The following is a 22579-nucleotide window of genomic DNA, read 5'->3' on the forward strand; positions in this document are numbered from 1 at the left end:
CAAGATCAAACTCTCCATAAAAGTGTTTGTAATACTTAGCTGTTGTAGAAGCTGACTTCTACTTGTTTTAAAAAGAAAACTTAGTTTCTTTTTTCTTGACATACTGGTTGTTTTGTTCAGTTTTCAAAGAGCAAATTTGTTTGTCGCATCGTTTAGCGGCGACTTTACTAATATAACATGTTGAAATTTTAATGTCAATACTTTTTTCAAAACTTTTTTGAAGTTAATGTTTCAACTTCTTGATTGCTCTGTTCTCCAGCGCAACGTTAATTAATTTACCACGTTTCAAAAATGAAATCAATAGTAATATTAAAGTTCTATTATTTAATTAATTCAAGCTTCTCTATTCAACTCATTTCATACTCGATTTTTCAACCTACTATTGTATTTATATTACCCCAAGCAAGAAGTTATAAAACCATATTGCTGACATATAAAAAGACCTTCCTGTTTCAATTGAAACAGGAAGGTCTTTTTCCATATTACTTATTTATTACGCATTTGCGGGAACAACAGTACATCTCGTATAGACGGGGAATTTGTCAACAGCATAACAAGACGATCGATTCCGATCCCTAGTCCTCCTGTTGGCGGCATTCCATATTCTAGAGCTTCTAAGAAGTCTTCATCCATTAAATGTGCTTCGTCATTTCCTTCAGCTCTTTCTTTTACTTGCGCTTCAAAGCGTTCTCGTTGATCGATTGGGTCATTTAACTCACTAAATGCATTTGCATGTTCTCGACCGACAATAAATAATTCAAAACGGTCGGTAAAACGTGCATCTTCTGTATTCTTCTTCGCTAATGGAGAAATCTCCACCGGGTGTCCATAAATAAACGTTGGTTGGATTAATGTTTCTTCTACTTTTTGTTCAAAGAACTCATTGACAACATGACCAAATGTCATCGTGTCTCTAATTTCCACACCATGTGTTTTAGCTAACTCACGTGCTTCCTCATCGGTCATCTGTTTCCAGAAGTCAACGCCGGTTGCTTCTTTAACCGCATCTACCATATGCAATCTTGTCCATTTTGGCTCTAAGTCAACTACATCGTCGCCATAGTTTACTTTCGTTGAACCAAGAACATCTTTTGCAATATGCGCTACTAGGTTCTCTGTTAATTCCATAATGTCATTATAATCAGCGTACGCTTCATAGAGCTCAATCATGGTAAATTCAGGGTTATGTCTTGTTGAGACTCCTTCATTACGGAATACGCGTCCAATTTCATACACCTTTTCCAAACCACCAACAATTAGGCGTTTTAAGTGTAGCTCGATTGCAATACGCATATATAACTCAATATCTAAAGCATTGTGGTGCGTAATAAACGGACGTGCTGACGCTCCACCAGGAATGCTGTGCATCATTGGAGTTTCTACTTCTAGGAAGCCTTGTCCATTCAAATATTCACGCATCGATTGAATAATTTTGCTCCGAAGAACAAACGTTTCTCTGCTTTCCATGTTTGTAATGAGATCCAAATAGCGCTGACGGTAGCGTTGCTCGATATCTTTTAAGCCATGATATTTTTCCGGTAACGGTCGTAATGATTTGGTTAGTAAGTGGAATTCTGTAGCTTTGACAGACAATTCTCCTACGTTCGTTTTGAACATTACGCCAGTGACACCAACAATATCTCCTAAATCTGTTGTTTTAAAAACTTCATAGGCTTCCTCACCAATTGCATCCTTACGTACATACAACTGAATTTGGCCGCTTAAATCCTGCATATGTGCAAAACCAGCTTTTCCTTTTCCGCGCTTCGTCATCAGACGTCCAGCAATAGTCACTGTATCCGTAATATCCTCTAACTCCTCTTTGGAATAGCGGTCATATTTTTCGATGAGCTCTGTTGCTAAATGGGTTCTTGGAAACTTCTCTCCAAATGGATCCAGGCCTTGCTCTCGGTAATCGTTTAATTTGTCGCGTCGTACGCGCATCTGTTCATTCATTTCTTCAGACATTGTGATCACTCCACTCATTTATATTAGTTAGTATATCTAAAAATCCAACTTCTTTCACGTACAGTCTCTAAACTTAGCCACAGGGGGGTCATGCAGAAAAAACTGCCGGCAGCAGCCCGACAGATTTCAAACAACAATTCAAACAGATTATGATACTTTATTCTCTGCCTCAAGTTGACCTACCATTAATCCCCGTGTGAGTCTCCGCCGGACGTTTCCTTCTAAATCTTTTACGTACCATGAAGTATGTTTACACATTTCCATAATGGCAACTTTTTCAACCTTTATTTGAACACGGTAATGCCTCTTGAAATATCTTATGTCCTTCTACGTTATTTCTCATTATCAAATGATTCCATTATAATCTCACGCTTTGATACAGACAACTTCTTTGCAATCAGCTCTAAAAATTCATCCGATGCAAGCTTTGTACCTCTTTCTATATTACCTATTTGCGCAATTGAAACATCCAGTTCCTTCGCAAAATCAATTTGTGTATACCCTTTAAGCTTGCGAAAAGCTTTTATTCTTCTACCGACCCTTTTTGCGTCCATTTTCTTACATCCTTTATATCTATTTCAGGAAGATCATGAATCATTTCCGCAATAAGCTTGTTCCAAACAGGCAGGATCAGCTGTGGTGCAATCTCCTGCAAAGGAATGAGCACAAACGCACGCTCGTGCATTCTAGGGTGCGGGATTATCAATCGTTCTACTGTACTATTTTCTTGATTATATGTCAAAATGTCAAGGTCTATTGTTCGTGGACCAAAACGGATACCACGCCTACGTCCGAGCTGCTGTTCCACCGACTGACAATATTCTAGAAGCTCTAGAGAGGATAAAGATGTCTTGATTTCAATGACCATATTTAAAAAATCCGCTTGTTCTAAATAGCCCACAGGTGCTGTCTCGTAAATAGATGATTGTCGGGAAACAGTAACCTTTCCCATTTTGCTCAGTAATTCCAGGGCTTCTGTCAGATATGCTTCTCTCGGCTCAATGTTTGTTCCTAATGCTAAATATGCTTGATTCATACGGATCTCTCCCGATAGATTTCTACTGCAACGGATGTATAATGCCCTGGAATTGGAGGATCTGGCTTGGTTACTGTTACTTTACAAGCCTGCAAAAGGTCAAAGCTTACTAATAACCTTTCTGCAATTCCTTCCGCAACGGCTTCAATCAAATTTTTCACTTCTCCTTCGACAAACTCCTGAACAAGTTCATAAACATGACCATAATGAATGGAATCATACATGTCATCAGACTGACCTGGCTTTTTTAAGTCTAGAAACAATTCCAAGTCAACGTTAAATCGTTGTCCAAGCTTGTTTTCTTCCGGCAAAAGGCCATGATAACCGTAAAATTGCATTTGGTTGAGAATAATTTTATCCAAGGAAAGAACCTCCTTCAGCAAGCATCGCATCCATCATTTTCGCAGCCTCCCAATTTCGTTTTACATTATGGACACGAACCACTTGCACCCCTTTCGTAATACCGAGACAGGTTGTCGCAACTGTTCCATTATCGCGTTCTTCTGCAGGAACATCCAGTACACTGCCAATGAATCGTTTCCGTGATGTTGCTAGTAACAGAGGGTACCCCATTTTTGTTAACTGCTCAAGGTTATTCATCACAACAAAATTATCCTTCGTTGATTTTGCAAAGCCGATCCCTGGGTCTAAAATGATTTTTTCTTTTAGAACTCCTGCATCGAGTGCTATTTGAATACTTTCTTCAAGATCTTTTTTCATATCATCCATAATCGAATGGTAATCCTCATTCGTACGATTATGCATTAATATAATTGGAACGCCATATTCAGCCGCAACTTTTGCAATCTCTGGTTCGTGCTTCGCTCCCCAAATATCATTGATAATATCTGCTCCAGCTTCAACGGCTTTTCTTGCTACTTCCGCTTTAAACGTATCAATAGAAATGGCAGCTGTAACATTCTCCTTCAATGCCTTGATAACTGGTACCACACGTTCAATTTCCTCTTCAGCTGATACAGGTATATGACCTGGACGAGTCGATTCCCCACCGACATCTATGATATCTGCTCCTTGCCGTTCCATGAGAACGGCTTGTTCAACAGCTCTCTCGACTGTTGTATACTTTCCACCATCCGAAAATGAATCTGGTGTGACATTTAAAATCCCCATAATATGTGTTCGCTTTGATAAATCAAATGTCCGTTTTACAGTTTGTAAAATCATCTTTATCCGTGACCCGCCTTCATAATTTTCTTTATACGTTATATCGTATCAATTTTTCACCAAGAAAAAAAGGACTAGCACCGATGATGCTAATCCTTTTATCCCGTATTTGTTATTCACTATCTTCAAATCGATATAAAGGTGTGGACAAATATCTTTCCCCATTATCCGGCAAGATTGCAAGAACTCTTTTCCCTTTCCCTAGTTCTTTCGCAACCTTCAACGCAGCAGCAACCGCTGCACCTGAAGACACGCCACCTAGAATACCATTTGTTGTTGCTACTTTACGAGCAGCTTCGTATGCTTCTTCATTTTCAATTGTTAATACTTGCTCATAAATATCCGTGTCCAAAACCTCTGGCACAAAACCCGCACCAATTCCTTGGATTTTATGAGGTGCAGGGGATCCGCCTGATAAGACAGGTGAAGCTGATGGTTCAACTGCATATAGTTTAATGCCATCAAAATGTTTCTTTAATATTTTCCCTGCTCCAGTAATGGTTCCACCCGTACCAATTCCGGATACAAAGCCGTCAAGACCATCCTTCATTTGTTCTACAATTTCTTTACCTGTTGTCAGCTCGTGGATTTCTGGGTTTGCAGGATTACTGAATTGCTGGGGCATAAAATAACCATGCTCTTTTTTTAATTCCTCCGCTTTTGCAATAGCACCCTTCATCCCGTCTGCTCCTGGAGTTAATACTAGTTCAGCACCATAAGCACGCAGTAAGTTTCGTCGTTCCTGACTCATTGTATCTGGCATTACTAAAACTGCTCGATATCCTTTTGCTGCCGCAACCATTGCAAGCCCAATACCCGTATTACCACTTGTAGGCTCAATAATAGTAGCGCCCTCTTGAAGCAATCCTTCTTTTTCAGCCGCTTCTACCATTGCAATTGCGATACGATCCTTTACAGAGCTCCCAGGATTCATAAATTCTAGTTTTACATAGACATCTGCACTATCAGCATCCGTTAATTTATTCAATTTCACAATCGGTGTTCCACCAATTAAACCTATAATGTTCTCAGCTACTTTCATGACAACCCCTCCTAATTCCAAGTGATTTTATATGAATTAATATAAATGTATGTCTATTTCTAAGAAAAGTCAACTAATATCTATTTAAAAAGAAGGCAGATAAGAACTTTTTTCCTATCTGCCAATGTGCTACTCGCTATAAATCCATTCTACATCCAGTTGCTCCCATAAAGGAGCTGCAGTTAAAGATTGGTCCATTTCCTGCAGAGCTAATTCACTCTCCATATAAGGTTTGAGTTCATCATACGTAAGTTCAATGGATGGTAGCTGTCGGTGCAAATATAGAATAGCTACACCATTATCCGCCGTAAACGGCTCACTATAGGAATGTTCGTCCATTTCAGAAGCTACATCCTCATAAATACTCGGGAGAAACTGACTGGAAGTATAGATATAACCAAGATAGCCACCAACATCCTTCGTTTCATCGTCTAGAGAATACTCCTCGGCAAGTAGATCAAATGACGCTCCCTGCTCTAGCTCATCATAAACCTTTTCTGCCGTTTCCGTGTCTTCTACGAGAATATGAGAAAGCTGTAGTGACGCAGTAAAATTATATTGATTCCCATAGCTGTCGTAAAAGCTTTTAACTTCTTCTTCTGGTATAGATGCATCTGCAGCAAGGAGTTGCTGTAGCTGATAACGATAAATGACCTCATCACGCAAACGTTCTTCTTCTTTAGCAGCCTGCTCCTCCGTCATAACACCTTGCATCGTTATCAAAAATGCAACATCACGATCAATTAGCTTCTCCTCTATTCCAATTCCTTCTGCTTCAGCCAATTGATTCACAACAGCACGATCAACCATTTGCTTTAATTGCGTTTCACCGTAATCTGATCGTAACGCTTCTATCCATTGCTGGTAGCTAATTTCTTCACTGCCAATGGATGCAACTGCCTCGTTACTTGATATGGATCGGTCATCATTGTCGTTTAGAACAACCGAGTCCTTGTTGTTTAAAACTAGCAAGGAAGCGAGATTTGTAATTAGTAGTACAACAACAATACCTAATAACAGCTTTTTAGACATGACAAATTTTACTTCCCTTCTTACTGTTTCAATTCTTCCAATTCTGCTTCTGTAAAATGATACGTTTCATTACAGAAGTGACAGCTTGCTTCAGCACCATGATCTTCATCAATCATGTTTTGTATCTCTTCACTTCCCAATCCAATGATTGCATTCGCTAATCGTTCCTTCGAACATTTACAACGGAATTCAATTGGCATAGATTCAAGGATTTTTACTTCATTGTCAAATAAGCGCTGTAATATTTGTTCTGGGGTATTGCCTTCCTCAATTAATTTCGAGATTGGTGGAAGGGATTGAATTTGTTCTTCCAGTCTTGTAATGACAGTCTCATCTGCTCCAGGCATCACTTGCACGATAAACCCACCCGCAGATAAAATACTGTGGTCTGGGTTAACCAATACACCAGCACCAACAGCAGAAGGAACTTGTTCAGAGGTAGCAAAATAATACGTGAAATCTTCACTGATTTCACCAGACACAATCGGAACTTCACCTGTAAAGTAATCCTTCAATCCTAAATCCTTAATAACACTTAAGCTGCCTACAGTGCCAACCGCTCGAGCAACATCCAGCTTCCCTTTGTCGTTTAACTCAAAGTCCACATGTGGATTACTTACGTATCCACGCACATGTCCTTTCGCATTGGCGTCAGCGATAATTGCACCAATCGGTCCATTGCCTTGCACTTTAATCGTATTCGAGTCTTCTCCTTTTAACATCGCACCCATCATTGCTGTAATCGTAATCGTTCGACCAAGTGCCGCTGAAGCAGTTGCCCACGTATCCTGCCTTCTTCTTGCTTCTTCAACTGTTTCTGTTGTTCGAATCGCAAATGCGCGAACCTTGCCATCAAATGCAATAGCTTTTACTAGATAGTCTTTCATGAAATTGTATTCTCCTTTTCATTAGGGATGTTCAATAAGTCCGGTAAAAATGACACATCGAATTTCTTCGTTGGCGATAGCGGAACTTCTACTAAGAACGCCCACGTCCTGTGGGCAACGTAGAAGTCAGCACGTCCTGTGCAAGCCCGTTACTCACGTATTAAAACCATACGTTCCACTACTCAAACTACGCCGCCTCGAACTTCTCGGTCCTTTTTATCATTTAATTTCTGATAGATCAGATACAAGCCTTTTAATGTTAAATGTGAATCCACTTTGTCAATCGTTGTTGCTCCGTTTGCAATCAACTTGGCTAGCCCGCCTGTAGCAATAACCTTTGGTTCTACATTTTTCTCTTGCTTTATTCGGTTAACGAGACCATCGACCTCTCCAATATAACCGTAGAAAACACCAGATGTCATCGCTTCTACAGTAGATGTTCCGACAACTTGATCTGGTGATTGGATTTCGATTTTAGGTAGCTTAGAGGCTTTACTGTACAATGCTTCCATCGAAATTTTAATTCCTGGTGTGATGATTCCACCACTATATTCCTCTTGCTCATTAATATAGCAATAAGTAGTTGCAGTCCCAAAATCAATGATAATTAATGGTGCACCATATTCTTGGATAGCTCCTACCGCATTGACAATACGGTCTGCACCAAGTTCTTTTGGATTAGGATAATTCATCTTCAAATACGTTTGAGTTTCTTCTTTCCCAATAACAACTGGATCCACGTGGAAATACGCTCGACACATTTCCTCTAACGAAAACATAATTTGTGGCACTACTGAAGATATGATGACACCATTTATATCTGAGAAAGCAACGCCTTTATAGTCAAATAATGATTTTATTAACATCCCAAATTCGTCTGCTGTCTTATAGCGATCTGTTTTTATTCGCCATTCATGTTTCAACTGATCTTTTTCAAATACACCAAGAACTGTATTTGTATTTCCAACGTCAAGAACAAATAGCATGTGTCACCAAACCTTCCTATCATTTCTATTTTTTAAATATAACATACTTCAGAATTCAGAACAAAAGCGCAAGCACCCAGTTAGCGACGTGCGGACTTACCCCACACGGTTGTAGGTGGCTATTTGATTCCTAGCATAATAAAAGCAGCCATTCGTTAGGTTGGCTGCTTTTATGGTTAAATTATTTTTTATCTGTTTCATCTTCATCCGATTTCTTTTCGCCCATTATCGGATCATTAATATAACTCTTATCTTCTGTTTCCGCTTTTTCCTTTGCTTCTTCATAAGATAAGTTCTCTTCGTCGTCTTTTGACTGAATGTTTACTTTAACATCCTCTGGACCTGGTTCAGGTAGCTTGCCATCTTCAAACAAGGATTTGATTTGTTTCGCGTCCAATGTTTCTACTTCAAGCAATGTTTGTGCTACAAGCTCCAATTTATCTCGATTCTCGGTAAGAATCTTCTTCGCACGTTCATAACAGTAATTGATGAAGTTTTGCATTTCTTTATCGATATCATGAGCAATCGCATCACTATACGTTTGTTCATTTTGGATATCGCGGCCAAGGAATACATTACCGCCTCCACCACTGCTGAATTGAATTGGTCCGATTTTTTCACTCATACCATATTCCGTTATCATCTTATGTGCAATATTTGTTGCACGCTGGAAGTCATTTGATGCACCTGTACTTACTTCACCGAAGATAATCTCCTCGGCAACACGTCCACCTAATAGTCCAGTAATTTTATCAAACAGCTCTGGTTTTGTCATAAAGTAACGATCTTCTCTTGGCAGCATAACGGCGTATCCACCAGCTTGCCCACGAGGTACAATGGTTACTTTATGTACCACATCTGCATCATCTAACACCATACCAATAATTGTGTGCCCACTTTCATGATAGGCAACAATATCTCTTTCCTTTTTGGATATAACTCTGCTTTTCTTTGCAGGACCTGCAATAACACGATCAATTGCTTCGTCAATATCTAATTGATTGACTGATTTACGGTCATCCCTTGCGGCAATAAGCGCTGCTTCATTTAGCAGGTTTTCCAAATCAGCTCCAGAGAATCCTGGTGTTCGCATTGCGATTGTCTTTAAATCAACCGTATCGTCTAACGGTTTATTTCTCGCATGTACATGCAATACCGCTTCACGTCCTTTAACATCTGGACGGTCTACCATAATCTGTCTATCGAAACGACCCGGACGTAATAATGCAGGGTCTAAAATGTCTGCACGGTTTGTTGCAGCAATGATAATGATTCCTTCATTCGCACCAAATCCATCCATCTCAACAAGTAATTGGTTTAATGTTTGCTCACGCTCATCGTGACCACCACCAAGACCAGCTCCACGTTGACGACCTACTGCATCAATCTCATCAATAAAGATAATACACGGCGCATTTTTCTTTGCATTTTCAAATAAATCACGCACTCGGGAAGCACCTACACCGACGAACATCTCAACGAAATCCGAACCACTGATGGAGAAAAATGGTGTACCAGCTTCACCAGCAACAGCACGAGCAAGTAGCGTTTTACCTGTACCAGGAGGTCCTACAAGCAGAACCCCTTTTGGAATACGTGCCCCAACTGCTGAGAATTTACGTGGATCTTTCAGGAATTCAACAACCTCGACCAATTCCTGTTTCTCTTCATCAGCACCTGCAACATCTTTAAAACGAACTTTTTTCTTATCTTCTGTGTACATCTTCGCTTTACTCTTACCAAAGTTCATGACACGGCCACCGCCGCCTCCGCCTTGCGCTTGACTAAGGATAAATAAGAAGAAGAGTCCAATTAATAAGAACGGAACGATTCCAGTCAAGAAGGTTAACCATGGACTTGGCTGCTCCTCTTCGGCAACTTTTAATATGCTCTGTTGTGTTGCAGCATCTGTTATCGAAGAAATAATTTCCGTATTATCAGGAACTTGGGCGATAAATGTAGTGTCACCATCCGTCAATGTTCCAGTAAAACGAATAATTCCATGTGACGGCTGGAATGTTAACTCTTCAATCTCACCATTATTTAAAGCATCTACAAATTGCTGTACATTATATTCTTCACTATCTTCACCTTGTCCGTTGAATACGCCGATTACGCCAATAATGACGAAGAAAATCAGCATCCAAAACAGGACATTACGAAATATCTGACTCATTGTCAACCTCCTCCCAAACGGGGAAAAACTATAGTTCATCGTATCATATGAAAAAGTTTAAATACAACTGAAATAACTTTAAAATCGGGATTTATTTTTTCATTTTAATATAGCGTACCACCAATGAGCTAAAATACATTCATTACTCACTGTAAATTTCTGGTTTCAGAACACCGATGTACGGCAAGTTGCGATATCTTTCTGCATAATCCAATCCATAACCGACAACAAATTCATCTGGAACCTCGAAACCGATTAAATCTGCTTTAATGGCTGCTGATCTACCAGATGGCTTATCCAATAACGTCACAATCTTGATGGACCTTGCCTTCCGATACTTAAATAAGTCCACTAAATAGCTGAGGGTCAGACCACTGTCAATGATGTCCTCTACAATAATTAGATCTCGTCCTTCAACCTTTGTGTTCAAATCCTTCACAATTTTTACTTCTCCTGTGGAACGAGTACCATCACCATAGCTTGATACATCCATGAAATCCATCTCCAAATGGATGTCAGTGTGACGGATTACATCCGACAGAAAGGGCATTGCACCTTTTAGTACGCCAATTGCAAGTGGAAATTTGCCATCGTATTCTTCTGATAGCTGTTTTCCAATTTCTTGGCACTTCGCTTTGATTTCTTCTTCTGTAATTAAAATATGGTCAATCTCACCATGCATGTTATCATGAAGCATGTAAAAATCCTCCTAGAAATTCCCTTTTTCAAAGTTTAGTTGAATAATTGAGCCATTTTCCTGCTGTGAACCTAGTTGACTTTTCTTTAAACCAATAAGCCATAGAACCGTTCCGTTAGCATCGGTTACGATCGGCCAACTGTCTCTTTCACGAATAGGTATTTTAGCATCAATAAATATATCCTTTAGTTTCTTGCTTCCATTAAGTCCATCCCAACTCATTCTGTCACCCGGCATTCTAGTTCTGATATGTAAAGGTAACACAACCTGCTCCGTAAAAAAGGTATGGGAAAATTGATCTTGTACGGTGTGTTTTTCAACGAAGTTTGCTGTAATTGTAGAACCATCTGGTAACACAAGTTTACCCGGAATATCCAATAGAAAAGAATAAGGTAGGCTGTTTGGGGCCTTACTGTGATTGGAGAAATAAAACATCATTTTTCCATAGGAGTTTTCCAACTTTAAAGTATTTGGAAAATCAATTTGGGTATTCCCTTCATCACGTTGCAACAAGGCAAAAAACTGTTCCTCATGTGTATAGGATAGGTCCTTTGGTAAGTCATTGTATAGATAGTTTAATATTAGATGAAATGCACGCCTTTGTAAAGCTTGGGAGCGGTTTTTAAACAAATTCACATCGAAGAACGCTGTCTTGTTTTCTGCATGAAAAGTAATGAGCTCGTCAACCATTTCCCCGGCGGCTTCACGTAGGTATTTTTCATCCTCAGCAAGTGTTTCACTTAAGTGCTGCGTCATACGATGTAGATTGTCATTTCGTTCTTTAATTAATGGAACGATTTTATTTCGATAATAATTCCGGGTATACACTGTTTGGTCATTTGTTGGATCCAATCGCACCTCAATTTGATTTTTCTTGCAATAAGTTTCAATCATATCCTTGGTTACACAAAGAAAAGGGCGAATAATCATTCCCGTAGAAAATGCACGTTGAACTGGAATACCTGTAAGTGCGCTAGAAGATGCAGTTCGCGTAAGCTTCATCAGCATCGTTTCTATTTGGTCGTCCCCGTGATGACCAAGTGCTAAATAATCTGCCCTATAGCAATCCATTTGTTCTGCAAAAAAGCGATAACGGACCTCGCGAGCAGCTACCTCTGTGCCTAGCTTATGCTTTACTTTATATGCTGGTACATCCAAAGAAGCGCCTACAAACTCTATTCCCCATGCCTTACAAATATGTTCCACATAGTGTAAATCGCTTAACGACTCCTCCCCCCTCAGTTGATGATCAACAGATGCAGCAATCACCGTTAACTTCCACTCTTCTTGGATCGATGATAAAAAATGCAGCAACGCCATCGAATCTGGTCCTCCAGAAACGCCAACAATAATGGTTGCGCCTTCTTTAAGTAATTGATGCTTTCTTATAAATGCAAGAACTTCCTGTCTCATAAATTGCCATCCCCAACACATATCATTCATGAAGCTCCATTGTTCAAAGAGAACTGATGATTAAACATCTGCTTCATTATCTATACCCTATTATACGTTTAGTTATCAAAAAAGTAGAGAAAAAAGATAATACATTAATGCAAGAATACCAATTCCGCCTGACTCCATGAATAATAGCTTCCACGAGTGTTTCGGTTTTTGCTTATGATAGGTTTCGCGCTTTTTAGCAGCATTTAAAACGTGAATTAGATCCTGCTTCATTTCTGCACTGGAGGCATAGCCACTTGTCAAAGCTTTTTTTAATACGCTTCGATATGGTGTTAAATCGTTAACACGGTCAATCTTCTTATATAACAATTTCTCAGCCGCTTCATGCTCTTTCTCAAACCGATTTGGATAATATATCGTTAAAAAAACCATGACAAAAGCAAACAGGTCATAGCTCGGTTCCGCTCTCCTTGAGCCTAGTCCCCAATAGCCACGGTCATAAAACTCCGTATATTCCTTAATAGCCCTCCCTAGCTTTGTTGTTCCTCCAACATCTACCCATCTTACTGTTGGTGGTGAAGAGACGACCAACAAATTTTCCGTCTTTAAATCACCAAAGATCCATCCTGTTTGATGCAACTTCTCCAAATCTTCCAAAAGCTGCAGCATAAAAACGCCAATCCAATCCTTTCCGTGCTTTCGGATAAATCCAACCATCGTCTCACCCTGTAAGTACTCCATAACATAAAAGGAATACATATCTCCTGTAGGCGAAACCCAATCATCGACATCAAGCAAAGAAGGTCCAAGACGACTTCCTTGGACCTTTTCCAACGATTTTAACACATTTACTTCCACCGTCATTGATGTACCTTTATCACTGATTTTCAGTGCAGCAGGTCGGCCGCCATAGTCGCATAGATAAACCGTTCCAATTGCTCCCGCTCCAAGCTTCCTTTGAATCGTATAGTTGTTATGGTGCCACTTTCCTTTAATTTGGGCACCAGGCCTTAAATCAATACCCTGTTTCTTCCATACCCGATTCATCTTCATGTCTGAAGCTCCTTAATAAACTTTTTTTACCGAATTGATACATCGCTTCACGAATCGCAGGTCCTGTCGGTGTAATCCCCCCACTGGTTAGTTTGGGAAATACGGTTGAAATTGTATCAAGCTTCGGTGACCAGTCAAACACCTTTTGAATATCCTTCCGCTTTCCTGGAAAGCTATAAATACAGAACTTGTTTCTACCAATCCTAGAATTTAAGCTAATCGATAGATCAATAAGCGCTTCCTTCACTGTTGGAAGCTTATTATGCATACTCGCACTCGTATCAACGAGAACAAGTACCTCTAAATCGCTCGTCTCTCCTAAGTCCTCCACAACCTCCATGATTTCACCACGCTTCTCGGGGTCCATATCTTCTATTCCTTGATCGGAACCGAGAATTTGCCTTAATTCCTTATTTACAAATCCTTGTAATGTTTGATTCATTGCCTGTTTCGTAACCATTTGAACAGTCTGGGATAAAGATTCACTATAAACAATCTGACTAACCCCACCACCTGACAGAGCTATATCCTCTACTTCTTGCAAGCCGTCCGGGCTTTCCGTCTGATCATCTTCCAATATCCCAATAACATTTACCGTTATCCCTTGCTGATAAGCGAGCGCTGCAGTTGCAGAAGGGTCTTCTCCCTTATTTGAACACCCATCTGTCAGTAGTAAAATTTGTTTTAACGATCCATTTTTCAAAGCCCTAACCTCCTATTTATTCCACTACCATCATCACCAGAATGGAAAGAGAATATACATAGAAAGGTAGAGTAGACCAGAATCGTTTCACATGCCAAAAGGGATACATTTCGTCAGGTTATGACAGTACTTTATTGCGATAGACTGGAACGGCCGCCCACTCCGGTTTATTCTTTGCAATTTTAGAAACTAGGACGGTCATATCATCTTCAATTTCTCCTGACCTAGTCCGAATAACTTCCTCCAGGAGAAGATCTGCTACCTCTTGCGGGTCATCGGTCGCCATCTCTCTAATTTTCCGTTTAAGCCACAGATCAACGTTCTCCACATGCCTTGGACCTTCGAAAATACCGTCACTCATCATAATAAGCAGATCCTCTGAATTCATTTGTTCACTTACAATATCGACATCGAACTCCTGGATAATCCCCATCGGCAAATTGCTAGCTTCTATCTTTATCATATTACTACCACGTTTAATAAAGCTAGGAGTTGAACCAATTTTCAAAAATTTAACTGAAGCATTATGCAAGTCCATCACTGCTAAATCAAGTGTTGCAAACATTTCATCCGTTGTACGTAAGGATAGAATTGAATTAATCGATTTAATTGCAACCTTCTCTGGTATTCCTGTCTGTAGGATTTGCTGCAATAAACGTAATGTTTCCATACTCTCCTCTCTTGCTCGATTTCCATTTCCCATACCATCACTAATCGCCATCGCAAACTTACCCGCACCAAGCTCAATCGTTGTAAAACTATCTCCTGAAACGAGTCCCCCACCCTTTGCTGCACTCGCTGCTCCTGTTTGGATTGTATACTCCTTTGCTGATCCGAATGCCAAATGGCTATATCCATTCGGAAAAGGTGAAATTTCTTCATCTTTTACAATAATCATCTCATTTAAAATATCCGATAATACAGGAGCAATTAATTTAGCACCCTCTCCACGGTATTCATAGAAAGTTGCAGTTATTTCTATATCCACATTACCCTTTTCTAATTGATAAATATCCACCTTTTCGAGGTCGATTCCCATATGCTTCAGTGCATGGATAATTTGACTTTCTTGTAATTCATGATGCTGGCGCTCTTTTAAAATCTCTTTTGCGAAATCATCCATTACCTCAGATACACCTTGTAGTTGATCTGCAACAAGCCGTTTACTCTCCATCACTTGCTGCCTAAGCCTGCGATTTGCTTCATAAAAGGTCATCTCTTCTTTCATGGCTTCCACTACTTTTCTTGATTTCACACAATGGTTTTCAAATTCTCGCATCACCTTGCGATTTGGTTCTTGTCCGTTTGTAATATCCTCCTTCATCTCCTCCATATACGAATATGTTTGATCAAATTCCTTCTGCCAACACCTGTCTTTCATAAAACAGCTTTGACATGTTTTTTCCGTCACCTGACTAAGAAAATAATCCGTCTCACGTTTTGCCTCCTGTTCATCAGTCGATGCTGCTTGCGATACCGAGAAGCTTTTTGAAAGTGCATGGAAAACCTCAGAGAACTGCCCTACCCTTCTTGCTGTCACATTTCGAACCTTCTGTAGATACTGTTCTTGTTCATGGGTGTATTCTTCTGTCCCAGGTATATACCTGGAGATTCTACTAAACCAAGATGCTGGTGTTAAGAAAAACAACAGAATTGCAATGGATGATTCAAGAAGAGACGGGATTAATGTCACTGCATCACCGTAGATACTAATCAAACCGGTACCTACAAGCAGGCCGATGCTTGTCCCAACTTTTTTACCTTCCTTCAATAAGCCACCAAGCAAGCCTGAAAAAGCGAGCAGACTCATTTGATAAAGGTTGGCCACATTCGCGAGCGATAAAATTAATCCAGCAACAACACCAACGGTTGACCCAATAGCAGCGCCACCAATATATGCAAATATTAAAACGAAGTATCTGGAAAAAATCTGTTCTGCAGATGCTCCATAAATTTGCCAGCCGATCATTCCTGTTAGGACAGAGGCAATTAAAATAATCATACAGACGATTTCTTCATTTTTAAGTACAGGTTTGTATCTTTTTGGTGATAAAAGCGGAATGCTTTGCATAAATATCAATACAAGAACAGCTCCTAAGACACCTTCGACTACGAGTAACAGCCATTCGTAAGATGTAATTGTGTCACGTACAGAGTACAAAAACATTTTCGAAAGTGCTGTTGAGGCGAATACCGCTAGTGGTAAGATAACTTGTTGATTTTTCATCTGCTTTCCTAATGCCGCAAGGAAAATAAATACAAGCATAGCAACTCCAATAAAAAGCGCATGTGTCATTGAGTAGGTAAGTGCACCCACAAGGACAGCAAGCATCGATTTAAAGCTCTTTTCCCTATGGACAAACCACATGGAAGCAACAAACGCGATTGCAAATGGTGATACAGCAGATAAAATAACAGCCCGTCCAAGTAAAAATCCTCCGATATAGAAAAGCCAACCTCGTTCAAGAAGGATGCTTTTCATCTTCAAATAGAGACCTTTGCGCCATTTACCCTTTTGTCCGTCTTTCTCTACCCCGAATCCTCGTGATTCCACCCTTGGAATTGATTCCATCATCGATTACCACTCCTATCTTTCAGAATAGTAAACCACATTATTCCTTCTTTTTTTGTCAAAAAGGCAGAGCATGTTCAAAAAATCGTTCGACTGCTTTTTAGTAAACTTGGCATTTGCCAAGTAGAGGAATAAGTCTCCACTTTTACATATTGAGGTTCATTTTCCATCTGCATCATGGATCCTTACAGGAAAAGTTAATTGGCAGGAGATAGAATATCCAGCGATTTTTTTGCCGAATTGGCTGAGGTTGTGAAAGAAAATGAAGAACAAATCCAGATTTTCTCTGAAATAGATACGAAAAGTCACTTTTCATTAAAGTATTTTACAAATCCTATTGACACAAATGGAATCCTGTTGTAATATACTTTTTGTTGGCTTATTTTGGCGGCGTAGCTCAGCTGGCGAGAGCGTACGGTTCATACCCGTGAGGTCGTGGGTTCGATCCCCTCCGCCGCTATCAAAGATAAAACCCAATCGGCATGATACATGCCGATTGGGTTTTTTTCGTATTTGAGGGAAGTATCGCTAGTCGTTGGGAGCTGAACATGGTTGTTTGGTAACCAAGTTATCCACAGCATTCAAATTTTATAGTTTTCTATGCAATAAAAAAACAGGCCCAATCATATGATCAGCACCTGTTTGAATTTATATTAGAGCATTGTCTATAGACAGCAACTGCTATCCTCTTCTAGCACCTCGACCCCCGCGTTTGGATTCCGTGTGCTTCTTTAAAGAGGCTAAACGATCCTCTGAATCTTTAAGAAAACGATTCATTTTTGCTTCAAAATTCTCTGTACGTTCTCTTGGATTTTTTTGGCGTACTGGTCGATCCTTTGCTTTCTTAATAGATAAACCAATTTTACCATCTTTCTCAACATTAATGACCTTAACCTTAACTTCATCGCCAACAGTTAAGTGCTCGTTAATGTCTTTCACATAGTTGTCAGCAACCTCACTAATATGGACCAATCCAGTTTTTCCTGCTTCTAGCTCTACAAATGCTCCAAAATTAGTTATTCCGGTTACTTTCCCTTGCAGCTTGCTGCCTACTTCGATTGACATAAAAAAAATGCTCCTCCTTAAAAGATTAAATGTAGTTCTCATATAGTATATTCATCAACTGAAAAAGTGTCAATAAGAGGGGTCTTCATTCGGGATTTTAAAAATTAACTCCCCTTTTTTCGAGAAGAAGTAATTCGTACGAGCAATGTCCAACACATATTCCTCGTCGTTCAGCAGTTCAATTTCTTCTGTTAAATTAGCTTCCTCTACTTTTAGAGCTTCTAGCTCGTCCTGTAGCTGTTCGTACTGTTCCAATTTCTCTGCTTGAAGTACACGCTGTTTAATATGGTATGAAGACAAGCCCCCAATAACAATCGCTGCTACGATAGAAAATAACACAAGACGACGAATTAATCGCTGCTTTTTTCGCTTCTGTCGTTCTATGTATGCGTCGTACTGCTGCATGTAATTCGAATCTAATCTTGTTACAGTTTTTTTCTTTGTTGACAAGTCACTACCCCCTTTTAAACAATAGCTTCTCCAACTTTTTATATCCTTTATAACATATATTCTTCATTGTACTATAAAATCCTGCTAATTTGTGTAAATTTTTTTTAAAACCGTCGGGAATTAAGTGGTAAATACCCATTCCTACCCACCGAAATGGAGTTATCACCACTTTCAGAATAAAGAGAAGAATCGTTCCGATTAACATTAAAATCCATAAAACTAGACGGAATAGCGTCCGAATAATCCAGGAAATCGGGGAAATAATCAGTGTGTGAACTAAATTACGGAAGAAGCGGTAAACTGCCGACACAATACGGATTATCCACTCTAGCAGCCTCTTATACGCAGCCTTCGCCAAAACTTGATAAATAGAAAATCCGAGAAGGCAGGCTAAAATGACATAGACCCTAATTTCCCCGGCGTTCACACGGAATAATACATACAATATAATTGCTGTTTGTGTTAGCCAAAAGCTAATTTCTAGAAAATAGGTTAAAAAAACCCTCCGCTTCCAATAATATGTCAACCGACGAAAGGTTTCTTGTACGATTCCCAAATAAAACCCACTTAAAACCATCGTGATCATCGTAAGAAACTGGATGCTCAAGCTCATCGGAACAGCTTGCTAAAGAATCCTTTAGCTTTCTCCTGCTGCTGTTCATCCACATAGGAAAGCTCATAGATTTTGCCTTTTATCGTTACAACTCCTTCAGTCACGTCTAAGTTCTTCAACTGCAAATTTTGCCCACGAATAATTAAATAGCCCATTGTTGTCTCTAGCAGAAATTCCTCATTATCAAAGCTATCCACTTCTTTTACACCCGTTATCTCTAAGTCCCTTCGGTTATTCAGCTTTACCGTATGCTCGGTTTGTACACGGTTAATCGTTTCTTTATTCTCATAATAGTTCATAGAAAGCCCTCCTTATCACTATTAATTTATGATAGGAGGGACAAGTATAGAACTTTATTCAACCTTTTCTTCTTTCACAATCGTATAAAGCGTTTCCGCCTCATCCTTTTTAACAGTTTCCCTTAAGTCATTCACCTTCACAGTTACAAGTTTCTGACCAAAACGAATAACAAGCTCGTCTCCTTTGGAAAGGACTGTTGAAGCTTTTGCCTGGTTACCGTTTACGGTGATTCGACCTTGATCGGCTACTTCTTTTGCTAGCGTTCTTCGCTTAATAATTCGTGATATTTTCAAAAACTTATCCAATCGCATGATTATCACTCTCTTTCTTTGGCTTCATCCCAATAAGCATCCATTTCTTCAAGACTTGCTTGCTTTATATCTATACCCTTTTCCTTAAGCTGTTCTTCAATATACGTAAAGCGTGATCGGAATTTATTGTTCGCCCGGTTTAAAGCTACTTCTGGGTTAATTTTATAATACCTTGCCAGGTTTGCTAGCACAAACAAAACATCACCAAATTCATCTTCCATCTCCGATTGTGTGTCGTTTTTTATTGCTTCTTGGACTTCTTTTAATTCCTCATCAAGCTTTTCCCAAACACCAGATACGTCTTCCCATTCAAAACCAACCTTTGCAGCCTTCTTTTGCAGGTTAAAAGCCTTCGCAAGTGATGGGAGGTGTTTCGGAATACCGTCTAACACGGATATTCTTTCTTCTCCCTTTTCCGCTTTCTTCAATTCTTCCCAGTTTCGATTTACGTCATCAACAGAATCTACCTTCGTATCCGAGAATACATGTGGATGACGGAAAATCATCTTATCTGTAATCGAACGAATCACATCATCTATCGTGAAGTACCCATCATCCTCACCAATTTGGCTATGGAGAACTACATGCATGAGGATATCTCCCAATTCCTCGATAATGTTGGCATCATCCTCCGAATCAATCGCATCAATGAGTTCATAAACCTCTTCGATGCTATATTCCCGTAGCGATTCATGAGTTTGCTTCCTATCCCACGGACAACCACCTGGAGCTCGTAACGTAGCCATTACTTCTCGTAAGCGATTGAATGAGTGATGTAATAAGTTTTCAGAAGCCGGAGGGATATAAACACTCGTTAAATTGCTAATCTCCATCGTGTGATCCAGCTCTTCTAAAGGAACTCTGGTTATTTTTTCCTGGGTGCTGCCTGCAGCTTCAACAATCACAACTTCATAATCTGGTGGTAAATCCTCTAGCAGTGAAAGCTTTACTTCCGAGGCGACAAAGCGATCATATACTTGGCAAAAGATAATATGATGTCGATAATCCAATTGGCTCCGGTTAAAAGAGGTTCCATCGACAAATTGGAAGCCTTCTATCGGATCTATATTTAGTGTAGTAAACAAATCATCCAAATAACTCTGACCACCAATAACCTTGACCTCAACTTCTGTCTGTTCTAATAAAAGCTGGACTGTTTTTTCTGCAAGCATCGGATGTCCAGGAACGGTATAAATAAGCGTTTCTGCTGCTTTTGCTTGTTCCATCAAAGCACTCGTAATCCGCTCATAAACAGCTCCAAACTGCTCTTCCTCTTCATACATATGGTCAAATGCTTCAAATTGAACACCTTCACCCTGTAGTGATTCAATAACTGGATGATCCAACGTCCGGGTATAGATAACCGTTTCCGCTTGTATCAGCTTTTTATAGATGCCAAAGGGCAACTGATTGACATCTCCAGCACCAAGACCAATAATCTCGATTTTACTCATGATAATTCCTCCCTTTATAAATGCGAACGAATAGTTCTGATTTCGGCAGCATACGCAATTCCTCTTCTGTAAAAGCTCGACAACGGAGCAGATTTACGATAAATATAATCCCTCCAGTAATTGCAATAAACACAACATAAATCAATAATGTGAGACGAGAAACAGTGGCTACATCTGAAAATAACCAATTCATAAGAATGAGGTAACCAACCATCATTACACTGCCTTGAATAAGCGCCCGAAAGCGGATGCGCTCAATAAATTGCAGCTTAGGTAATTTCCGTTTTAATTCATACATAACCAGGATAAAGAAAATAAGCAAACTTACCACTGTAGCAATTGCACTGCCTCCTATTCCCCATAATGGTACAATCAGCTGATTTCCAATCCATTTTACAAAAAAGGCGATTAAAATAAAGCCTGCAGTTCGTTTAATATAACCTAGCCCTTGAAGGATCGATGCAGCCGTAATTGCCACTGGGCAAAGAAAAATAGCAAGCACAAGGATTTGCAATTCAAGCGTTCCCTTTTCATCCTGAAATAATAACTGATTCACCTCTGGGAAAATTGTAATTAAACCAATAGCCGCACCAGCAGCTACATAGAAACTGATTAGCATTGTGCCACGGATATAGCGATAGAATGTTGTCGGGTCGTTTTGCAGCTTCTGCTTGGAAATCGAAGGTAGTAATGCTAAAGCAAACGAGGACCCTAGCACAGTTCCTAACTGGATTAGAGGCTGTCCACGATCAAATACACCTTTCGCTTCCATTGCTTCGATTTGTGATAGTCCATACTCCCCCAAACCAGGAATGAGTGTAAATGCATCTGCAAATTGAATAACGAGTAGAATCATATGATTTAACGCTGCAACAATCCCTAAAATTAGTAATGTCCGTATATAGTAACTCCACGGAATTTCATAGTGTTCGTTTGAAATTGGCCGACTTTTGAGAAAGAAAAAGGCAAGGATAAAAATAGCTGCACCAGCTCCGCAAAACGAGGCTATTGCAGCGGCACGACCGACTTCATATAATGGCTCGTTTCCAAAAGCAACATATACCGCAGCTAAAATAATCATACACACACGAACAAACTGCTCCACGATTTGCGAATAAGCGGTTGGCTTCATTTCGTAAATCCCCTGATAAACACCCCTTAATAAAGCGGAGAAAGGAACGAGCAAAAAGACGAATGCAGCTAGCTGATAGGTGTTTGTTAATTGTTCGTCACCAACCCACCGTGCAATAGGCTCTGCATTTAAGAAAAGGAACAGAAAAACCGCCCCATTTAACACAGTTAATAATAAAAAAACAGGGACATAAAAGCTGCTAAGCGATAGATTTCTGCCAGCGCCCCTTAGCTCCACTGTCATTTTGGATATAGCCGATGGGAAACCGTATAAGGAAAGCATGAGAGCAATCCCAAGAATCGGATAGACCTGCTGGTAAATATAAAAACCGATATCTCCTGTCAAATTCTGTAACGGAATTCGATAGCCTGCACTTAATATTTTACTGATAATCCCTGCCAAAACTAATAACAAGGCACCCTTCACAATTCGATTTGATTCATTTCCGTCCATTGTAATCGTCCTTCAATTTAACCTAAATTTTGCTACTAGTATATCATAGGTTAAGATGATCCA

Annotated in this window: 23 protein-coding genes and 1 tRNA gene; 2 read left to right on the plus strand and 22 right to left on the minus strand. The window is 39.7% G+C overall.

What is annotated here, in order from left to right; translation table 11 throughout:
• Positions 1 to 486: 486 nt before the first annotated feature.
• From lysS to spoIIE, 15 genes are all read right to left on the minus strand, one after another.
• The gene (gene lysS / locus F1560_RS16595; protein ID WP_149475771.1) at positions 487 to 1968 is read right to left on the minus strand and encodes a lysine--tRNA ligase; all 1482 of its coding nucleotides are present in this window, start codon (positions 1966 to 1968) and stop codon (positions 487 to 489) included.
• Positions 1969 to 2300: 332 nt separating this feature from the next.
• On the minus strand, positions 2301 to 2522 hold the full coding sequence (locus F1560_RS16600) for a helix-turn-helix domain-containing protein (protein ID WP_149475772.1): 222 nt from the start codon (positions 2520 to 2522) through the stop codon (positions 2301 to 2303).
• Complete coding sequence (gene folK, locus F1560_RS16605; RefSeq protein WP_149475773.1) at positions 2492 to 3004, minus strand: 2-amino-4-hydroxy-6-hydroxymethyldihydropteridine diphosphokinase; 513 nt, start codon at positions 3002 to 3004, stop codon at positions 2492 to 2494. The genes F1560_RS16600 and folK overlap by 31 nt, the downstream gene beginning before the upstream one ends.
• On the minus strand, positions 3001 to 3366 hold the full coding sequence (gene folB, locus F1560_RS16610; RefSeq protein ID WP_149475774.1) for a dihydroneopterin aldolase: 366 nt from the start codon (positions 3364 to 3366) through the stop codon (positions 3001 to 3003). The genes folK and folB overlap by 4 nt, the downstream gene beginning before the upstream one ends.
• Complete coding sequence (gene folP, locus F1560_RS16615; protein ID WP_149475775.1) at positions 3359 to 4189, minus strand: dihydropteroate synthase; 831 nt, start codon at positions 4187 to 4189, stop codon at positions 3359 to 3361. The genes folB and folP overlap by 8 nt, the downstream gene beginning before the upstream one ends.
• A 112-nt stretch (positions 4190 to 4301) precedes the next feature.
• Positions 4302 to 5231 (minus strand): cysteine synthase A, encoded by a 930-nt coding sequence (gene cysK, locus F1560_RS16620; protein ID WP_149475776.1) that lies wholly within the window; start codon positions 5229 to 5231, stop codon positions 4302 to 4304.
• 129 nt (positions 5232 to 5360) lie between these two features.
• On the minus strand, positions 5361 to 6263 hold the full coding sequence (locus tag F1560_RS16625) for a peptidylprolyl isomerase (protein WP_149475777.1): 903 nt from the start codon (positions 6261 to 6263) through the stop codon (positions 5361 to 5363).
• A gap of 20 nt (positions 6264 to 6283) precedes the next feature.
• A complete protein-coding gene (hslO, locus tag F1560_RS16630) occupies positions 6284 to 7150 on the minus strand; it encodes an Hsp33 family molecular chaperone HslO (protein ID WP_149475778.1) in 867 nt (288 codons plus the stop codon).
• A gap of 182 nt (positions 7151 to 7332) precedes the next feature.
• The gene (locus F1560_RS16635) at positions 7333 to 8136 is read right to left on the minus strand and encodes a type III pantothenate kinase (protein WP_149475779.1); all 804 of its coding nucleotides are present in this window, start codon (positions 8134 to 8136) and stop codon (positions 7333 to 7335) included.
• A gap of 181 nt (positions 8137 to 8317) precedes the next feature.
• A complete protein-coding gene (gene ftsH / locus F1560_RS16640) occupies positions 8318 to 10312 on the minus strand; it encodes an ATP-dependent zinc metalloprotease FtsH (protein ID WP_149475780.1) in 1995 nt (664 codons plus the stop codon).
• Between the two features lie 142 nt (positions 10313 to 10454).
• Positions 10455 to 10994, minus strand: coding sequence for a hypoxanthine phosphoribosyltransferase (gene hpt / locus F1560_RS16645; RefSeq protein WP_149475924.1), 540 nt, complete (start codon positions 10992 to 10994; stop codon positions 10455 to 10457).
• Positions 10995 to 11021: 27 nt separating this feature from the next.
• The gene (gene tilS / locus F1560_RS16650) at positions 11022 to 12422 is read right to left on the minus strand and encodes a tRNA lysidine(34) synthetase TilS (RefSeq protein ID WP_149475781.1); all 1401 of its coding nucleotides are present in this window, start codon (positions 12420 to 12422) and stop codon (positions 11022 to 11024) included.
• A gap of 105 nt (positions 12423 to 12527) precedes the next feature.
• Positions 12528 to 13463, minus strand: coding sequence for a protein kinase domain-containing protein (locus tag F1560_RS16655; RefSeq protein WP_149475782.1), 936 nt, complete (start codon positions 13461 to 13463; stop codon positions 12528 to 12530).
• Entirely contained in the window at positions 13426 to 14166 is a 741-nt protein-coding gene (locus F1560_RS16660) for a VWA domain-containing protein (RefSeq protein WP_149475783.1), read from the minus strand. Before F1560_RS16660 ends, F1560_RS16655 begins: the two co-directional genes overlap by 38 nt.
• A gap of 118 nt (positions 14167 to 14284) precedes the next feature.
• Entirely contained in the window at positions 14285 to 16741 is a 2457-nt protein-coding gene (gene spoIIE, locus F1560_RS16665) for a stage II sporulation protein E (RefSeq protein WP_149475784.1), read from the minus strand.
• A 198-nt stretch (positions 16742 to 16939) separates the two neighbouring features.
• Between spoIIE and F1560_RS22210 the strand changes: the two genes are divergently transcribed.
• Together F1560_RS22210 and F1560_RS16670 are read left to right on the plus strand one after the other, a co-directional pair.
• The gene (locus F1560_RS22210; RefSeq protein WP_187773758.1) at positions 16940 to 17101 is read left to right on the plus strand and encodes a hypothetical protein; all 162 of its coding nucleotides are present in this window, start codon (positions 16940 to 16942) and stop codon (positions 17099 to 17101) included.
• Positions 17102 to 17124: 23 nt separating this feature from the next.
• A tRNA-Met gene (locus F1560_RS16670) sits at positions 17125 to 17198 on the plus strand.
• A 221-nt stretch (positions 17199 to 17419) separates the two neighbouring features.
• On the opposite strand, the gene F1560_RS16675 is transcribed toward F1560_RS16670, so the two are convergent.
• From F1560_RS16675 to F1560_RS16705, 7 genes are all read right to left on the minus strand, one after another.
• Entirely contained in the window at positions 17420 to 17803 is a 384-nt protein-coding gene (locus F1560_RS16675) for a S1 domain-containing RNA-binding protein (RefSeq protein ID WP_095314408.1), read from the minus strand.
• Positions 17804 to 17872: 69 nt separating this feature from the next.
• On the minus strand, positions 17873 to 18253 hold the full coding sequence (locus F1560_RS16680; RefSeq protein ID WP_149475785.1) for an FtsB family cell division protein: 381 nt from the start codon (positions 18251 to 18253) through the stop codon (positions 17873 to 17875).
• 4 nt (positions 18254 to 18257) lie between these two features.
• Positions 18258 to 18866, minus strand: a complete 609-nt coding sequence (gene yabQ / locus F1560_RS16685) for a spore cortex biosynthesis protein YabQ (protein ID WP_149475786.1) — start codon at positions 18864 to 18866, stop codon at positions 18258 to 18260.
• Positions 18863 to 19165 (minus strand): sporulation protein YabP, encoded by a 303-nt coding sequence (gene yabP / locus F1560_RS16690; RefSeq protein ID WP_149475787.1) that lies wholly within the window; start codon positions 19163 to 19165, stop codon positions 18863 to 18865. The genes yabQ and yabP overlap by 4 nt, the downstream gene beginning before the upstream one ends.
• A 54-nt stretch (positions 19166 to 19219) precedes the next feature.
• Positions 19220 to 19477 carry an RNA-binding S4 domain-containing protein gene (locus F1560_RS16695; protein WP_149475788.1) on the minus strand — a complete coding sequence of 86 codons (258 nt, stop codon included), beginning with the start codon at positions 19475 to 19477 and terminating at the stop codon, positions 19220 to 19222.
• A gap of 5 nt (positions 19478 to 19482) precedes the next feature.
• Complete coding sequence (gene yabN, locus F1560_RS16700; RefSeq protein ID WP_149475789.1) at positions 19483 to 20931, minus strand: bifunctional methyltransferase/pyrophosphohydrolase YabN; 1449 nt, start codon at positions 20929 to 20931, stop codon at positions 19483 to 19485.
• Complete coding sequence (locus F1560_RS16705; RefSeq protein WP_149475790.1) at positions 20924 to 22516, minus strand: putative polysaccharide biosynthesis protein; 1593 nt, start codon at positions 22514 to 22516, stop codon at positions 20924 to 20926. Before F1560_RS16705 ends, yabN begins: the two co-directional genes overlap by 8 nt.
• Positions 22517 to 22579: the final 63 nt, after the last annotated feature.

It is taken from the genome of Oceanobacillus polygoni (assembly GCF_008304605.1).
GTDB classification, from domain to species: Bacteria; Bacillota; Bacilli; order Bacillales; family Amphibacillaceae; genus Oceanobacillus; species Oceanobacillus polygoni.

Excerpts from the sequence above, each read along its gene's own strand:
- lysS (WP_149475771.1), bottom strand. The coding sequence starts at position 1,968 with ATGTCTGAAGAAATGAATGAACAGATGCGCGTACGACGCGACAAATTA.
- F1560_RS16600 (WP_149475772.1), bottom strand. The coding sequence starts at position 2,522 with ATGGACGCAAAAAGGGTCGGTAGAAGAATAAAAGCTTTTCGCAAGCTT.
- folK (WP_149475773.1), bottom strand. The coding sequence starts at position 3,004 with ATGAATCAAGCATATTTAGCATTAGGAACAAACATTGAGCCGAGAGAA.
- folP (WP_149475775.1), bottom strand. The coding sequence starts at position 4,189 with ATGATTTTACAAACTGTAAAACGGACATTTGATTTATCAAAGCGAACA.
- cysK (WP_149475776.1), bottom strand. The coding sequence starts at position 5,231 with ATGAAAGTAGCTGAGAACATTATAGGTTTAATTGGTGGAACACCGATT.
- F1560_RS16625 (WP_149475777.1), bottom strand. The coding sequence starts at position 6,263 with ATGTCTAAAAAGCTGTTATTAGGTATTGTTGTTGTACTACTAATTACA.
- hslO (WP_149475778.1), bottom strand. The coding sequence starts at position 7,150 with ATGAAAGACTATCTAGTAAAAGCTATTGCATTTGATGGCAAGGTTCGC.
- F1560_RS16635 (WP_149475779.1), bottom strand. The coding sequence starts at position 8,136 with ATGCTATTTGTTCTTGACGTTGGAAATACAAATACAGTTCTTGGTGTA.
- ftsH (WP_149475780.1), bottom strand. The coding sequence starts at position 10,312 with ATGAGTCAGATATTTCGTAATGTCCTGTTTTGGATGCTGATTTTCTTC.
- hpt (WP_149475924.1), bottom strand. The coding sequence starts at position 10,994 with ATGCATGGTGAGATTGACCATATTTTAATTACAGAAGAAGAAATCAAA.
- tilS (WP_149475781.1), bottom strand. The coding sequence starts at position 12,422 with ATGAGACAGGAAGTTCTTGCATTTATAAGAAAGCATCAATTACTTAAA.
- F1560_RS16655 (WP_149475782.1), bottom strand. The coding sequence starts at position 13,463 with ATGAAGATGAATCGGGTATGGAAGAAACAGGGTATTGATTTAAGGCCT.
- spoIIE (WP_149475784.1), bottom strand. The coding sequence starts at position 16,741 with ATGATGGAATCAATTCCAAGGGTGGAATCACGAGGATTCGGGGTAGAG.
- F1560_RS16675 (WP_095314408.1), bottom strand. The coding sequence starts at position 17,803 with ATGTCAATCGAAGTAGGCAGCAAGCTGCAAGGGAAAGTAACCGGAATA.
- yabQ (WP_149475786.1), bottom strand. The coding sequence starts at position 18,866 with ATGAGCTTGAGCATCCAGTTTCTTACGATGATCACGATGGTTTTAAGT.
- yabP (WP_149475787.1), bottom strand. The coding sequence starts at position 19,165 with ATGAACTATTATGAGAATAAAGAAACGATTAACCGTGTACAAACCGAG.
- F1560_RS16695 (WP_149475788.1), bottom strand. The coding sequence starts at position 19,477 with ATGCGATTGGATAAGTTTTTGAAAATATCACGAATTATTAAGCGAAGA.
- yabN (WP_149475789.1), bottom strand. The coding sequence starts at position 20,931 with ATGAGTAAAATCGAGATTATTGGTCTTGGTGCTGGAGATGTCAATCAG.
- F1560_RS16705 (WP_149475790.1), bottom strand. The coding sequence starts at position 22,516 with ATGGACGGAAATGAATCAAATCGAATTGTGAAGGGTGCCTTGTTATTA.